Source organism: Undibacterium sp. TC4M20W, from assembly GCF_049340245.1.
GTDB lineage: Bacteria > Pseudomonadota > Gammaproteobacteria > Burkholderiales > Burkholderiaceae_D > Undibacterium.
The window spans coordinates 304,567-318,845 of sequence record NZ_JBMPPI010000001.1 but is presented as its reverse complement, the minus strand read 5'-3'; the positions used below and the strand labels follow the sequence as shown (position 1 = coordinate 318,845).

At 50.9% G+C, this 14,279-nt stretch carries 14 protein-coding genes; 7 read left to right on the top strand and 7 right to left on the bottom strand.

Translation table 11 applies throughout. The features are described 5' to 3' along the window. Positions 1-13 precede the first annotated feature (13 nt). Entirely contained in the window at positions 14-316 is a 303-nt protein-coding gene (locus ACO0LL_RS01550; RefSeq protein WP_422949131.1) for a hypothetical protein, read from the bottom strand. Positions 317-715: 399 nt separating this feature from the next. Between ACO0LL_RS01550 and ACO0LL_RS01545 the strand changes: the two genes are divergently transcribed. Next, entirely contained in the window at positions 716-2,743 is a 2,028-nt protein-coding gene (locus ACO0LL_RS01545) for a hypothetical protein (RefSeq protein ID WP_422949130.1), read from the top strand. A 100-nt stretch (positions 2,744-2,843) separates the two neighbouring features. Here ACO0LL_RS01545 and ACO0LL_RS01540 read toward each other — a convergent pair whose 3' ends face one another. After that, complete coding sequence (locus ACO0LL_RS01540) at positions 2,844-3,314, bottom strand: SH3 domain-containing protein (RefSeq protein ID WP_422949129.1); 471 nt, start codon at positions 3,312-3,314, stop codon at positions 2,844-2,846. A 284-nt stretch (positions 3,315-3,598) separates the two neighbouring features. Here ACO0LL_RS01540 and ACO0LL_RS01535 point away from each other — a divergent pair, with 284 nt between their 5' ends. Further along, positions 3,599-4,240: an ABC transporter ATP-binding protein gene (locus tag ACO0LL_RS01535; protein ID WP_422949128.1), complete on the top strand. Its 642-nt coding sequence runs from the start codon at positions 3,599-3,601 to the stop codon at positions 4,238-4,240. A gap of 41 nt (positions 4,241-4,281) precedes the next feature. Here ACO0LL_RS01535 and ACO0LL_RS01530 read toward each other — a convergent pair whose 3' ends face one another. Both ACO0LL_RS01530 and ACO0LL_RS01525 read right to left on the bottom strand, forming a co-directional pair. Continuing rightward, positions 4,282-4,716 (bottom strand): cupin domain-containing protein, encoded by a 435-nt coding sequence (locus tag ACO0LL_RS01530; protein ID WP_422949127.1) that lies wholly within the window; start codon positions 4,714-4,716, stop codon positions 4,282-4,284. A gap of 12 nt (positions 4,717-4,728) precedes the next feature. After that, positions 4,729-5,640, bottom strand: coding sequence for a LysR family transcriptional regulator (locus tag ACO0LL_RS01525; RefSeq protein ID WP_422949126.1), 912 nt, complete (start codon positions 5,638-5,640; stop codon positions 4,729-4,731). 141 nt (positions 5,641-5,781) lie between these two features. Here ACO0LL_RS01525 and ACO0LL_RS01520 point away from each other — a divergent pair, with 141 nt between their 5' ends. Together ACO0LL_RS01520 and ACO0LL_RS01515 are read left to right on the top strand one after the other, a co-directional pair. Continuing rightward, on the top strand, positions 5,782-6,321 hold the full coding sequence (locus tag ACO0LL_RS01520; RefSeq protein WP_422949125.1) for an ester cyclase: 540 nt from the start codon (positions 5,782-5,784) through the stop codon (positions 6,319-6,321). A gap of 15 nt (positions 6,322-6,336) precedes the next feature. Next, positions 6,337-7,203, top strand: a complete 867-nt coding sequence (locus ACO0LL_RS01515; RefSeq protein ID WP_422949124.1) for a polysaccharide deacetylase family protein — start codon at positions 6,337-6,339, stop codon at positions 7,201-7,203. Between the two features lie 86 nt (positions 7,204-7,289). On the opposite strand, the gene ACO0LL_RS01510 is transcribed toward ACO0LL_RS01515, so the two are convergent. Both ACO0LL_RS01510 and ACO0LL_RS01505 read right to left on the bottom strand, forming a co-directional pair. Then, complete coding sequence (locus ACO0LL_RS01510) at positions 7,290-8,048, bottom strand: hypothetical protein (RefSeq protein ID WP_422949123.1); 759 nt, start codon at positions 8,046-8,048, stop codon at positions 7,290-7,292. Positions 8,049-8,126: 78 nt separating this feature from the next. Further along, the gene (locus ACO0LL_RS01505) at positions 8,127-8,606 is read right to left on the bottom strand and encodes a glycine zipper 2TM domain-containing protein (RefSeq protein ID WP_422949122.1); all 480 of its coding nucleotides are present in this window, start codon (positions 8,604-8,606) and stop codon (positions 8,127-8,129) included. Between the two features lie 344 nt (positions 8,607-8,950). On the opposite strand from ACO0LL_RS01505, the gene ACO0LL_RS01500 reads away from it, so the two are divergent. Then, positions 8,951-10,222 (top strand): O-acetylhomoserine aminocarboxypropyltransferase/cysteine synthase family protein, encoded by a 1,272-nt coding sequence (locus tag ACO0LL_RS01500; RefSeq protein WP_422949121.1) that lies wholly within the window; start codon positions 8,951-8,953, stop codon positions 10,220-10,222. A 16-nt stretch (positions 10,223-10,238) separates the two neighbouring features. Here the strand turns inward: ACO0LL_RS01500 and ACO0LL_RS01495 are convergent, their stop codons facing one another. Then, complete coding sequence (locus ACO0LL_RS01495) at positions 10,239-12,569, bottom strand: sensor histidine kinase (protein ID WP_422949120.1); 2,331 nt, start codon at positions 12,567-12,569, stop codon at positions 10,239-10,241. Between the two features lie 209 nt (positions 12,570-12,778). On the opposite strand from ACO0LL_RS01495, the gene ACO0LL_RS01490 reads away from it, so the two are divergent. Beyond that, positions 12,779-13,255 (top strand): rhodanese-like domain-containing protein, encoded by a 477-nt coding sequence (locus tag ACO0LL_RS01490; RefSeq protein ID WP_422949119.1) that lies wholly within the window; start codon positions 12,779-12,781, stop codon positions 13,253-13,255. 38 nt (positions 13,256-13,293) lie between these two features. Then, complete coding sequence (gene epsC / locus ACO0LL_RS01485) at positions 13,294-14,250, top strand: serine O-acetyltransferase EpsC (protein WP_422949118.1); 957 nt, start codon at positions 13,294-13,296, stop codon at positions 14,248-14,250. Positions 14,251-14,279: the final 29 nt, after the last annotated feature.

The following is a 14,279-nucleotide window of genomic DNA, read 5'->3' as shown; positions in this document are numbered from 1 at the left end:
CCGGCAAAAGGAATCAAAATGCTGCGGAGACGCCATCGATACGGTCGAGGCGGATGACGATGCGGCTGGCTTGCTGGTTGCGTCCTATGACGTATTTCTCATCCAGCGCAGTAACGACCATGGCGACATTGGTGCCACTGGCATGCACGGTAACACCCTTGTTTTTCTCCTTGCTTTCCAGCAGCGTGGCACGCAACGGGTCTTTTTCATTCGCAGAAACCGGATCAGCAGCGCCAGCACTGCCCGTGGCGACGACGGACGTGATGACCAGTGCCTGCAGCAGGTGGGTCAGTTTCAGACGGGTCAGTTTGATCATGATATGTCTCTTTCTTGGTTGCTTGATATGGTTTGAATTAAAGCCTGGCAAGTTTGCACCTGGCCGTTGATTAGCGATAGATACAAGCCTTGGTCTAGTGAATAGATACAAGGGAATTACAGGAGAAACACAAGGTAAGAATAATGTTTTCTTTCGTACATTTCTTGAATGAATCTGCAAGACAACATTCTCAGGGCAACTGCGCTTGCCAGATACAGTCTTTCACAGACCGGGGCAGAACTCAATATGCTTAATGTCATATAAAAAAATGACGGCCGACACTTACTTTACAAATTCAGGCTTGTGATGATGCTTGCCAGATTTGAAATTTGTATCTTCATTTTATTGCGGCAGGGTGCATTTTTCATATGTTCATGTCGCTTCGTCAGGAGAAATAGTATGAAACTGCATCAAAATTTACTTCAAAAACTGTCCAGTGCATTGGCCTTTGGCTGTTGTCTGGCCGTCACTTCAGTGACCATCATCTCGCTGTTTGTACAGACAGCAAATGCAGCTACCAGCCCGGCTCGCATAGGTTTTTCATCCAAGGCCGTGGGTTTTGAGGCCAGCAATGCACGTAATGCGGGTTCGATGGAGTATGCACTTATAGAATTTATTACCGAAACCGGCACGACAGATGCGTCGGTGGCGATTACGGTCAGCAGCAGTAATCCTGCGCTGATTACCGTCAGTAAAGTTGCTGTCGCTAATGCATTAGGTAATTATTTGCTGGCAGTGCCGGCCAGTGCACATTCAGGCAGCGCCACCATTACGGCCAGCGTGACTGTGGCGGGTGTAACTTATACCCGTTCACGGGTATTTGTCATTACGGCGGCCAGCACCAGCATCCCGCCGGTTTCCGGTTCATCGACTATCACCAGGGCGACCACGCCGACGATGAATGCAGACCAGTCTGGCTGTGCTGCCATCAACTACTATGATGTAGGCGTGGGCAAGACTTATACCGCATTGGGCCAGTTGCCCTGGAGTTTATTGAAAGGCTGTGATACGGTCAGGATTTATGCCAAGCCAAACAATCTGCCTTACCATGAAATGATCTTGATTTCAGCGGGTACCAATCTGACGCCAACGGCACCGAATAAATTCATGCGTGTGATCGGCATGCCTGATCCTGTGACTGGCGCGCGCCCCATCATTGATGGTGCGCCAGACGCCCAGGGCAAGCTGGCAACGCAACTGGAGACACTGCCAGGCCAGGCTGCCCGCACCCTGCAATATCATGACAATGCCAGTACCACGCGTGCGCTGTATAAACTGGGCCTGGTCATGGTGGGGCCGCAGGCTGGCTACAACTACAATAATGGGCCAGTGGGTTATATCGGCATCGAAAATCTCGACATACGCAACTCTGTGTATGGCAATTCCTTTTCTGATGCACAGGGCAAGAAAACAGATAGCTATGCGTCTTTCGGCACTTGCCTGTTTGTCGAAGCCGCAGCACATTTGGTGGTGAAAAATAATGTCATGCACAATTGCGGTAACGGCCTGTTCATTAATTCCAAAAATGGTACTCTGGTAGAGTTGTCGCAAGATGTGCTGATCGAAGCTAATACCTTCTACAACAACGGCAATGCACCTATTGCCAATGTGACTAACGGTTACTCGGAACACAATAGCTATACTGAAGCACGCGATATTATTTTTCAGTACAACTACTTTGGTGATGTACGCCCTGGTGCTTTTGGTGATTGTTTGAAAGACCGTTCATCTGGCCTGATTGTGCGCTATAACACTTTTGCATCAAGCTGCGGCCTGCAACTGCACTTGATGGATTCTACTGGTGGCAATGCGCTTATCTATGGTGAACCAAACTATGCATCAACCTATGTCTACGGCAATCTTTTTGATGTGACGCCAGGCAGTAATAACACCAACCTGGTCAATTATGGTGGTGACAGTGGCCTGACAGCAAACTACCGTCAGGGTACCCTGTTCTTTTACAATAATACGATGGTGGTAAGGGGGGACGCTACCCATGGTATTTATCCAGAGACACTGATGTTTAATCTGGGTATGCCCAATGCAGTTGCCGACGTCAGGAATAATCTGTTCTACGCACTGCCAGTGACACCCGGTGCGCCAGGCAAAGTGCAGGCCATGGCACTGGGTAAGGGCACCGTCAATATGACGAATAACTGGGTCTCGCCCAATGCCGCACAGTATTGGGAGGGGCATCTGACAGGTGCAGTCGTGAATGGCTGGAGCAGCAATCTGGGTGCCAATAATAATCCGGTATTGGCGAATATTGCACAGCATGATTATCGCCCGGCACTTGGTTCACCCCTGATCAATGCGGGCAATGGATTGGGTAATCTCACATCCAGCTTGCTGCCAGTGGCACAACCTGGTGCGGTGATCTTGCGCAAGCAGGATGGCATGATAGACATTGGTGCGTTTGAATTTTGATGAAGCGATGATTCAGTCATCGTCGATATTGCAGATGTAAAAAAGCCCGCTGCTTGCATGATGATTAATGCAAGCAGCGGGCTTTTAGTTTGCGCTTGGTCTATGAACAGGTCGTCACAGGATTACCGCAATATGAGCCAGGCGGCATCCATGCTTTCGTGTTTTTATATTGTATCTCCAGCCATTCACCATTGCAGCTTTGTACTGATGCGCCAGCATCGGCAGGGATTTTTCCTGTCATGGCGCTCTGCGCCGTCGGGCTGGCACGCAGGCTGACACTTGCTTTTGCATTGATGCCTGTCAGGGGTGCGTATACCCAGCCTTCTCCTTTGAAATATACTTCGCCGCCCACGCCGCTGACCTGGCGAACCCGCAGCCATTTTCCGGCAGAGCCTGTGATTTCCATTTGTGAATCACTGTCTTTGATAGTGGCTATCACCTTGTGTTCAGAACCCGGGCCGCTGCGGATATTGTTGCCTTTGGTGTCAGGGTCAATGGAAAAAACTTTGAGTTTGCATGCGGTCACTTCAGGCTCGGCATGCGCCACATTGCTGCACAGCGTGCTGCTCATGAGCAGTAAGCTGCAAAAACAGCAGGCGCTAGTTTTGGATAGAGAGAGTGGCGTATTCATAGTCACCGCAATTGAGTGTAAAGGTATTAAGTGGATGGAAAACCAGCGCGAAAAGTCTAGCATGCTTTAACCACGGCCAGACAGGAATTGCAGCAGATAAGACAGTTGAATTGAGTTCTGGCTCTTCAAAGAGTGAAACGCTAGGTAATCGCAGCTATGCCAGTGTTTTTTCCTGATGACAGCTTATACTATGCGTCATCCCCAAAAAAATAAATACCTAAGCAATGACTACCTCTACGATCCAGAAAAAAACTGTCCTGCAAGCCACTGATCTGACTTTTCAATATCCCGATCATTCATTGTTTACAAACTGGTCGTATGATATACCCGCAGGTATTACGCTGGTGCTCGGTGGTGATGGCCGGGGCAAGACCAGTTTGCTGCAATTGCTGGCAGGTGACTTGCTGGCACAGAGCGGAAAATTGCAGATTGAAGATGTATCTTTGTCTGCGCAGCCTGAGGCATACCGCAATCAGGTATTCTGGGTAGATCCGCGTACAGATGTTTATGATCAAATGCCGGTGCCTGTTTACTTCGCTACCGTCCGCAAGGCGTATCCTGGTTTTGACGAAGTCATATTGACGCAAGCCATAGAAGGTCTTGGTTTGACACCGCATATCAACAAGCAGATGTTCATGTTATCGACAGGCAGCAAGCGCAAGGTCTGGCTGGCGGCAGCTTTTGCTGCCGGTGCGACCATCAGTTTGTTGGATGATCCTTTTGCTGCACTGGACAAGTCATCGATAGAATTTATCACGGCCATGCTGAATCAGTTTGCCGGGGACGCAGCCAGGGCCTGGGTGCTGGCAATGTATGTGAGGCCGCAAGGCCTGCCCTTGTCTGGCGTGATAGATTTAGGTGACTGAGCTTGGTAACACAATTGATTGACCGAGCTGAGTAAGCGAATTCAGTGCGCTGCATTCGGATAGCTCACAATAATGCTCAGAGCTTCTGTCCCTGTTTGTTTTATACCCACTACTGCACCCTTGTACAAGTATGCGGCCATGCCCGCTTTCAGGGTGGCAGTCTTGCCATCTGAGGTCACGCTGCCTGTACCGGAAAGCACATAATAAACTTCGTCATGGGCAATAGGGTGCAAACCTATTTCTGCGCCGGGGTGCAGTATGCGTTTCCTGAATTCCATGCTGCGCGGTGCAGGTGCTGCATCACTGATGCGGTAAGCCGTGGACATACCTATCGCGCCGTGGGGCGGTGGTTCATCGCGTTTGACTTCTTCTTCATTGATAATGCTCATGACGGGGGCAGTATCCGCTGCTGCGGCCATGCATGTATTGCTGTTTGCCACCAGCACGCAGCAAAATAAGGTGAGCGCTATTCTCATTGATACCTCTGGCTATGTGTTTTGATTTCCTGCACTGGCAAATTCTGCTACCAGCAAGTCGATGAACAGGCGAGTGCGTAGCGGCAGGTAGTGGCGCGATGGATACATGACTTGTATCGGTGCGCTGATATCTGCCCACTCCGGTAAAACTTCAAGCAACTGGCCGCTTTTAAGGGCCGCTGCCATGTCCCAGCAAGAACGCCTGACCAGACCAAGACCCGCACATGCCCAGTCATGGGCCTGTTCGCCATTATCGGTCAGCCAGTTGCCGCGTACCCTGATTGTTTGTTCTTCGCCAGATGTGCTGGAATGAAAATGCCAGTCTGCGTGCATGGCTGCCGATGGCTGCATGAGTATGCAGCTGTGCTGCAACAAGTCGGCAGGTTTAATGGGTTTTCCATGCCTGGCGAGATAGGCCGGGGCAGCGCAAACGATGCGCCTGTTATCTGCCAGTGTGCGCGCAAGCAGGCGTGAGTCGGTATTGGCCCCTATCCTGATGGCGCAATCGTAACCGGATGCGACCAGATCAATGAGCTGGTCGCTGAGCGACAGTTGCACCTGCAGACCGGGATACTGGCCTGCAAATTTCGCCAGTGCCGGGCCTATGTAGTGTCGCCCCAGAGCGACTGGCGAAGACACCCGCAGCATGCCACGCGGTTCTGCCTGGCCTTGTCCCAGTTCAGCTTCTGCATTGGCAACATCCAGCAAGATGGCCTGGCAGCGCTCGAAATACATCGCCCCTTCTTCGGTCAGGCTCAGGTGACGTGAACTGCGTTGTAGCAGGCGTGTGCCCAGCGCAGCTTCCAGCCTGCTCATGCGCTTGCTGCCTACGGCTGGTGAAAAGCCGAGTTCACGGCCCGCAGCAGACAGGCTGCCACTCAGCACAGCCTGGACAAACAGCTTCATATCGGCCAGTTCTATCATGCGTAAATACCTTATCTTTTCCAAAGTGGAATAGATGCTTTGATTATTAAGTATATTTTCAATTAATTGGAATGGTAGCACAGTAGTGTTCAGGCGAATTTCGCTTTACAACTTAGTGAGCTAGCAATGAAAGGAAATATCATGCATGCCAAATTTTTAGCAGGTCTTGGTTTATTATTAAGCATTAATATTTATGTAAGCACAGCTTATGCGCAAGACGACTTGCCGGTGCCGCGTAACATCGTTGCCGACAAGTCCATCCCGGCAGTGCAGCAACAAAGTATGGCACTGGCGGCGCGGCGTTACTATGCTTTCTGGAATACCGGCGACGCGCAGTTTGCACAAGCGGCGCTGGCAGATAATTTCATGGACAGGAATTTGCCTGCGGGCCGGCCACAAGGTCCTCAGGGCGCCTTGTTTGCCTCAAAAAATTTTCGCGCAGCCGTACCTGATCTTAAGCTGGAGGTGGAAGAGATGTTGCTGGTCGGTGACCGTGTTGTAGGCCGCCTGCATTTTACTGGCCACTTCAGTGGCAGCTTCCATGGTCAGCAAGGCGATGGTCGCAAGGTCGATTTCATTGCAACCGATATTTACCGCGTCGCCGATGGCCGCATCGCAGAGAACTGGCATCTGGAAGATAACCTGGCTTTGTTGCAGCAACTTGGCATCATCAAAAATTAATAGAGGGAGTTGACAATGACAAACAAGATCAATCTGCCTGATGGGCAGTTCTGGCCAGATGGCATACGCATGGTGGTCTCTGTTTCCATGCAGTTTGAAGCTGGTGCGCAATCAGAGCACGAGAATGGTTCACCTTTTCCTGCCATGGCAGACACCAGTCTGCCTGATTTGCCAGCCCGCACCTGGTTTGAATATGGCGCACGTGAAGGCATACCGCGCATGCTGGATCTGTGGGACAAATTCAAGATACCCGTGACTTCGCATATGGTTGGGCAGGCGGTATTGCAAAGACCGGAGCTTGCCAGAGAAATCGTGCAACGTGGCCATGAAGCGGCCGCGCATGGCCATAGCTGGACGCCGCACTGGACCATGACTGAGGCAGAAGAGCGCGCATCGTACATCGCCAATATCGCAGCGATAGAAAAAGCAACAGGCACGCGGCCTGTCGGTTTTAATGCCTTCTGGTTACGTGGCACTCCGCGCACACTGGGGATATTGCAGTCACTGGGTTTCACTTATCACATCGATGATCTCAGTGCTGATGAACCGATGACGACCATCGTCAATGACCAGGCCTTTGCGATTGTGCCTTACACCTTGCGCAATAACGACATTGCCCGCTTCGGGGCTGAGGGGCCATTGACAGCACAAGCCTTTGGCCAGGAGTTGCGTGATGAATTTGATCAGTTGTATATGGAGTCAGGATACAGGCGGCGCATGATGTCGCTTTCCCTGCATGACCGCATAGGCGGCACCCCGGGTCGTGTAAAAATCCTGGGAGAATTCTTGCAATATGCGCTGCAACATCCCGGTGTAGTTTTCATGCGCAAGGACAAAATAGCTGAACTGGCATTGAATCTGCCGGATGTACCAGTGAAGTAATTAAGGACTAAGCTGGGAATGGGGGATGCTGTGTGTGAAAGCATCACCCAGTCAAAAGCTGTTGAATGCCAGAGTCAATCTTTGGTTTATACACCGCCAAAAAAGCGTACCCATTTCGACACTTCATCATCAGGGCCTACACTGCGCTCAGTGCAGATGTTTCTCCGGCCTGCGCCATTGTCTTTTAACTCGCCGGTATCGGTGATGTAATACGCAGTGCGATACCACTCTTCTTCATTCTTGAAGTTGGGTTTGTGGATGATCATGGTTTGTATCATGGTCGGCATGACTTTGCCTTCCTTGGTTTTACAATTCCATTTGACGGCTGCACCGGTGTCATCCCCTTTGATGCCAACCACCTGATTGCCATTGAATTGCTGCCAGCGTATCTGGTAAGTCACATAGGGCAGCTTGCTGGCAACCGCCTTGAATTCGGGGTTATCTTTATTCGCGGGCACGGTATCGACGACAACCAGCAAGATCTCAACATTGCGTTTGAAGGGCATCGTGCGTCGGTTTGGGTATTCCTTTACCCAGTAAGAGACAAAATACTTGCCTGCCCTGGCTTCATAGACTTTGCGTAATTTTTTATCCGTGAACAATGCGTCGCGTGATTCCAGCACCAGTTTGTAACCTAGCTGTTCGCCGCGGATATTGATGGCAGCGTAGGCAAATTCACGGTATTTCTTGTCAGTTGCCATGCGGCTGTATATGGGGCTGTCAGCACGCTGGGTGATGACATCGGCTTTCTGGTCTATGCTTGGCAGGTCAGTCCAGATTTGTGCTTGCGCTGCCGCACTGAGACCGCAAAGGGCAAGGCTGATTAACTTGTGTGAAGTTTTCATTCTGTCGCTATAAAAAACTATTCGTTGTCATGGCCTGTCGTCAACGAGAAATGTTGTCACCGTAATGAAGCCCTTGTTTTACAAGGGTAGTACTTGCGCCATATTTTGCGTGTAGATTACCCGCACTGGCTGACCTATGTAATAGGAATCGCGCCCCTGTTGTTCCTGGGTGACAGTGATGAGGCTGCCGTTACTGCGCAGGCGCACTACAATTTCCAGTCCTGGCACGTTAACCATGGAGTTTTGTTCAGCAACAGCATTGCCAACCACACCACCGACGACGCCGCCTAATACTGTGCTGACTTTCTTGCCGTTGCCTTTGCCAATCTGATTGCCCAGCGCTGCACCGGTGACCGCGCCGACCACTGCACCAGTCGCACCTGTCCGGCCTTGCTTTTGCAGTGTCGTTCTGCGCATGTCCTGGATATCACCTACTTCAGCATTCTGCTGATCCTGAAATCCACCAGCCCTGACATTACGCGGTTCATTTTGTGCTGGTGATGTTGTACAGGCAGATGCAACGAAAATAAACATTGCCAGTGGGATATATTTTTTCATTTTATATAGCAGCCTCATGCGGGTTTCACGGAAATTTGATTGTGTTTTTCCGACCTATTATAAATATCAAACTATAAATAATTGCCGCTTTATATTGTAAGTTTGTATTTCAAATTCAAACTTAATGAAATTTTTGACAATGTTTTTATTGTAATATTATCCAGCATTCTGAATAGTGGCCGCATGCGCTATTTGCTTGTTGCATGCCGAAAATAAATTCCGGGCTGGGGCTGGCTTCATTTTCTTGATAAGCAAATTCGAAATGCTTCCTTGTTATTTAAAGACAGTATTTTTATGATCAATTTCCTCATCCGAACGCATTATTAAAATAAAAGGACATCTTGATGAAGCTGGAAACCATAGCAGTACATGGTGGTTACACACCTGATCCGACTACGCGCGCGGTTGCCGTGCCTATTTATCAGACCGTCGCCTATGCCTTTGACAATACCCAGCATGGTGCGGACCTGTTTGATCTCAAAGTGCAGGGCAATATTTATTCACGCATCATGAATCCCACCAATGATGTGCTGGAAAAGCGCGTGGCTGAGCTCGAAGGCGGTATTGCTGGCCTGGCCCTGGCATCTGGCCAGGCTGCAATTACCTATGCGATACAAACCATTGCCGAGGCAGGTGACAATATCGTCTCTGCCTCTACCCTGTATGGCGGTACCTATAATCTGTTTGCCCATACCCTGCCGCAATTCGGCATAGAAACCCGCTTCGCTGATTACCGTGACCCTGAGTCCTTTGCCAAACTGATTGATGGCAAAACCAAGGCTGTGTTTGTGGAATCTATCGGCAATCCACTAGGCAATATCACTGATATTGAAGCCATCGCCAAAGTCGCCCATCAACATGGCGTTCCATTAATTGTGGATAACACCGTGCCTTCCCCTTATCTGTTGCGCCCAATAGAATTTGGTGCCGATATTGTCGTGCATTCGCTGACTAAATACCTCGGCGGGCATGGCAATTCCATAGGTGGCATCATCGTTGATTCTGGCAAATTCCCCTGGGCTGAGCATAAAGAAAGATTCAAACGCCTCAATGAGCCTGACGTGTCTTATCACGGTGTGGTGTATACCGAAGCGCTGGGGCCTGCAGCGTATATAGGCCGCGCCCGCGTCGTACCTTTGCGTAATACTGGTGCTGCGCTGTCGCCCTTCAATGCCTTCCTGATCTTGCAAGGCATAGAAACCCTGGCCTTGCGCCTGGACAGGATTACCGACAACACCATCAAGATTGCCCATTACCTGGACAAGCATGCGAGGGTGAAGTGGGTCAATTATGCCGGCCTGCCTGAACACAAGGACCATGCGCTGGCGCAGAAATATCTGGGCGGCAAGCCTTCCGGAATCCTGACTTTTGGTCTCGAAGGCGGGCGTGACGCCGGTGGCCGCTTCCAGGATGCCCTGCAATTATTCACCCGTCTGGTGAATATAGGCGATGCCAAGTCGCTAGCCTGCCATCCGGCCAGCACTACACATCGTCAATTGAACCCTGAAGAGCTGGCAAAAGCCGGTGTCACTGAAGACACCGTGCGTCTGTCAATAGGCATAGAACACATTGATGACCTGATTGCTGATCTGGAGCAGGCATTGGCTGCAACCTAGTCGACAGCCTTTCAGCCTAGCTTGCCTCAATGACGCTGGCGGCACTTGATGAAGTGGTACCAGCCAGCGGCAGTTCAAAAAAGAACTGGCTGCCTACATCCACCGTGGAGGTGAAGCCTATGCTTCCTTCCATTTTTTCTATGATGGTTTTGCAGATATTCAAACCCAGGCCAGTGCCACCTTTTTTTCGGGTGTTGGAACCATCGACCTGACTGAATTTCTGGAATATCTTGCTATGGAAATTGGGCGGTATGCCGCAGCCATGATCAGTAACAATCACCTTCACTCTTTGTCTGGCCAAATTCATTTCCACTGTCACTTCTACTTCGCCCCCTTTGTGCGAGAACTTGATTGCGTTTGACAAGAGATTGGCAAGTACCTGGCCAACGCGATGGCGGTCAACGTTGACCATCATCTCGGCATACGCTTCGTGCCAGTTGATGCTGACACCATATTGATCCGCATAGGATTTGTTGGCACTGATGGCATCCTGGATCATGGGACCAATCTGGCTGAGCTGGAAATTGAATTCCATCTTGCCGGAGGCGATTTTTTCCAGGTCGAGAATATCATTGATCAAGTGCAGCAGGCGGTCACCATTGCGCATGGCAACCGTGATCAGTTCCTGGGCTTTCTCCGGTACTTGCCCGGCAACACCAGCAGCCACCAGGCGCAGCGAACCATTGATGGATGTCAATGGTGTACGCAGTTCGTGGCTGACCATGGAGACGAATTCATTCATCATCATCTCTACCCGCTTGCGGTCAGCAATATCAAAGCTCATCGCATAAAACCCCGTGACTTGACCGGCATCGTCATAGGCTGGTACATACACAGACTGATAATAGTAGGTACGTTTATTTAATTTACCCTCGCCTTCAAAGCTGACACGTTCACCCGCCAATACTGCCTGCACATGAGGTGCATGGGCCTTGTAAAATTCATCGCCAACAGCTTCACGCAAAGTGCGCCCCAACAGATGCTCGGGCTTGATGCCAAATTCTGTCGTGACGAAAGCATTCACGAATAGATAGCGTTCTTGCCTGTCCATGAAAGTGATAATGCAGGGCAGGTTATCTGTAATGGCTTGCAAACGGTTTTGTACAACGCGCTGCTCTTGCAAGGCATTTTCCAGCTGGCTGGCTTTCAGTTCAATTTCTCGCGTGCGTTCAACCACGGTTGCTTCAAGGTCTTGATTGCTGCGTTCGATCTTGGTCAGGTACTGCTCTTCTTTTTCCAGCATTCCCGCTATCGTGGTCGATAATAGCTGGGCTTCATGAAAGCCGTGAACCACAACCGGGAAGACAGGTTGCGCTGCCTGTGAGTCGCGGTTTTGGGTACGCTGCTCCATGAAGCTACTGAGTTTGGTGAGCGAAGACGACATGCGTCTTGCCATCAGTGATGCCAGCAGTGCCAGCACGACGCACAGTATGGCGCCAGAAATCAGGATTTCACGCTGCAGGTTATACAAACCAGCCATGGCAACATCTTTGGGCTGGCGTACCAGTATGCTCCATTGCAAGGCAGGATAATTGCGTGCCTGTCCACTCATGGTATAGGCAGTCAGATATTTCTGCGGGCCGTCCCATACTTCTTCCGTCACGCCACTCTTGCCAGAACGCGACAGCTTCAGGCTGTTCGGGGATATTTTGCTTTCTTCCATCTTCAGAGGACCGAGCAAGACGGTACCGTCTTCCCTCGCCACCATGATTTCTGCCGCATATTGTTTGTCAGCGGGTGCCAGTATGTTTTGCACCAGATTGCGCGTCCAGTTCCAGCTCAGGTGCACGCCCAGCACGCCGCGCAGCTTGCCTTCAGAATTGTAGACGGGGATAGATACATCGACAAAGCGCCAGGGGTCTATGCTGTAAGGCAGCAGCTTCTGCAACAACAGGGCAGGGTGGTAATCACCCGCATACAAGGCCTTCTTGCCTTCAATAAACCAGGGCCGCTTGCTGACATCTTGCCCTTCCAGCATACCCTTGGTAGATGCCAGCACTTTACCGTCGGGGTCGGCCAAACCTATCCAGGCATAGTCAGAGAAGTTGTGTTGCAAGTGATCAAGGATACGGCGTACATCGGCAGGCTCTTTACCGTCTTTGACTTCATTCAGTTGCGATAGCAGTTGCACATCGCTGACTGATTTTTGCATGACCTGGTCTAGGGAATCGCGCATTTGCCAGGCAACTTGCTGCAGTCTTTGCTCTGCTTCTTTCTGTGCATAGTTTTTAGCGAAGTGGTCAACCAGCAGCAAGGCCGACAGGACGGTACACAATACTACCGCACTGACGCCCAGCGTCAGCAGTGTCGTTAGCCTGGGATACGAGGTAGATTTAGCTGTAGCCATAGTAGCGATAAAGTAGTGGGATTCTAATATCATACGCCTAACAGACTGCAATACCATATTTGCGCAATGCAGCAAATGTCGGCTTTGTGGCAATAGCTACAGCATATTTGAATTTCGGATAATTAACTTCATTTTTATTCGTTTTCTGTCTTAGGTATTTTCTGTACATTCAATCTCTGTGATGAAAAACATGAATACAGAGAACGTGTATGACAGCTTCCCCCACAATCGAGACTATAACTGAATCACCTGTGCTGGCTGCGGCCCGCCAGCGCGCCAAAGATGCCGGCCTGCCATTTGCTGGCAGCGTGTCCCCGACAGATGCCTGGGAGTTGCAGCAGCAAGGCCTGGCCGTGATTGTTGATGTACGTAGCAATGAAGAACGCAAGTTCGTCGGTCATTTGCCAGACAGCCTGCATGTAGCCTGGGCGACAGGTACAGCACTGACACGTAACCCGCGCTTTGTCAAAGAGCTCGAAGGCAAGCTTAAGGAAAAGCAGGCCGTGGTCTTGCTGCTTTGTCGCAGTGGTAAACGCTCGGCATTGGCAGCAGAAGCCGCCAGCAAGGCCGGTTTGTCGAATGTCTTCAATATAGAACAGGGTTTCGAAGGCGATCTGGATGAGGCGCAGCAGCGCGGGCATCACGGGGGCTGGCGCTTCCACAAACTCCCCTGGGTGCAGGATTGAATCAATTCAAAAATCAGTAATAGAGAAGGCAGCTCATCATGGGACAAGTATTGCAACAGACTAAAGAGATACGCGCCTCGCTGTTCGGCATAGAGCAGGTTGTCAGCGAGCTGGCAGTAGTGCGCCATGCCTGGCGGCGTCGCCAGCAAAGATCAGCCGAACCTGGCGGGCGTGAATTGCCATCGCGTGATGCACTGGCAAAAATCCTCAATGACTTGCGTGGTGCCTTGTTCCCCATGCGCTTGGGGCCGCCTGAATTGCGGCAAGAGAGTGAAGACTTTTATGTAGGCCATACACTCGATACTGTCCTGCATTCTCTGCTGGGTCAGGTCAGGCTGGAACTCAGCTATGCCTCGCGCTACCACGAAGAAGAAGGTCTGCATATCGATGACCGGGCCCTGACGATAGTACGTGAATTTTCCCGCGCTTTGCCTGGCATACGCTCATTACTGGACAGCGATGTCATCTCAGCCTATCAGGGTGACCCGGCAGCCCGCACGGTCGATGAAGTCTTGTTGTGCTACCCCGGCATACTGGCGATGATACATCACCGTATTGCCCATCAACTGTACCAGCTCGGTGTGCCACTGCTGGCGCGTATTGTTGCCGAGATTGCCCATGGACAGACCGGCATAGACATCCACCCCGGTGCCAGCATAGGGGCAGGCTTTTTTATTGATCATGGTACTGGCGTGGTGATAGGAGAGACTGCCGTTATCGGCCAGCGTGTGCGTATCTATCAGGCCGTTACGCTGGGGGCAAAACGCTTCCCCAGCGATGATGATGGCAAGCTGCAAAAAGGTTTGCCACGCCATCCCATCGTTGAAGATGATGTGGTGATCTATGCCGGTGCCACAGTACTGGGCCGCGTCACCATAGGCCGTGGTGCCATCGTCGGCGGCAATGTCTGGGTCACCAGCGATGTGGCAGCAGGCAGCCATGTAAGCCAGGCCAGCTTGAGGCACGAACAGCAAAATCCCGTTTCTTTGGTTTGAATAAGTGAGCTTCAAATAAACAGCCGTGA

Bases quoted from the DNA above. Each gene is read 5' to 3' on its own strand.
- ACO0LL_RS01520 (WP_422949125.1), top strand. From the start codon at position 5,782: ATGCATGCCAAATTTTTAGCAGGTCTTGGTTTATTATTAAGCATTAAT.
- ACO0LL_RS01545 (WP_422949130.1), top strand. From the start codon at position 716: ATGAAACTGCATCAAAATTTACTTCAAAAACTGTCCAGTGCATTGGCC.
- ACO0LL_RS01490 (WP_422949119.1), top strand. From the start codon at position 12,779: ATGACAGCTTCCCCCACAATCGAGACTATAACTGAATCACCTGTGCTG.
- ACO0LL_RS01510 (WP_422949123.1), bottom strand. From the start codon at position 8,048: ATGAAAACTTCACACAAGTTAATCAGCCTTGCCCTTTGCGGTCTCAGT.
- ACO0LL_RS01515 (WP_422949124.1), top strand. From the start codon at position 6,337: ATGACAAACAAGATCAATCTGCCTGATGGGCAGTTCTGGCCAGATGGC.
- ACO0LL_RS01535 (WP_422949128.1), top strand. From the start codon at position 3,599: ATGACTACCTCTACGATCCAGAAAAAAACTGTCCTGCAAGCCACTGAT.
- epsC (WP_422949118.1), top strand. From the start codon at position 13,294: ATGGGACAAGTATTGCAACAGACTAAAGAGATACGCGCCTCGCTGTTC.
- ACO0LL_RS01550 (WP_422949131.1), bottom strand. From the start codon at position 316: ATGATCAAACTGACCCGTCTGAAACTGACCCACCTGCTGCAGGCACTG.
- ACO0LL_RS01525 (WP_422949126.1), bottom strand. From the start codon at position 5,640: ATGATAGAACTGGCCGATATGAAGCTGTTTGTCCAGGCTGTGCTGAGT.
- ACO0LL_RS01500 (WP_422949121.1), top strand. From the start codon at position 8,951: ATGAAGCTGGAAACCATAGCAGTACATGGTGGTTACACACCTGATCCG.
- ACO0LL_RS01505 (WP_422949122.1), bottom strand. From the start codon at position 8,606: ATGAAAAAATATATCCCACTGGCAATGTTTATTTTCGTTGCATCTGCC.
- ACO0LL_RS01495 (WP_422949120.1), bottom strand. From the start codon at position 12,569: ATGGCTACAGCTAAATCTACCTCGTATCCCAGGCTAACGACACTGCTG.
- ACO0LL_RS01540 (WP_422949129.1), bottom strand. From the start codon at position 3,314: ATGAGCAGCACGCTGTGCAGCAATGTGGCGCATGCCGAGCCTGAAGTG.
- ACO0LL_RS01530 (WP_422949127.1), bottom strand. From the start codon at position 4,716: ATGAGAATAGCGCTCACCTTATTTTGCTGCGTGCTGGTGGCAAACAGC.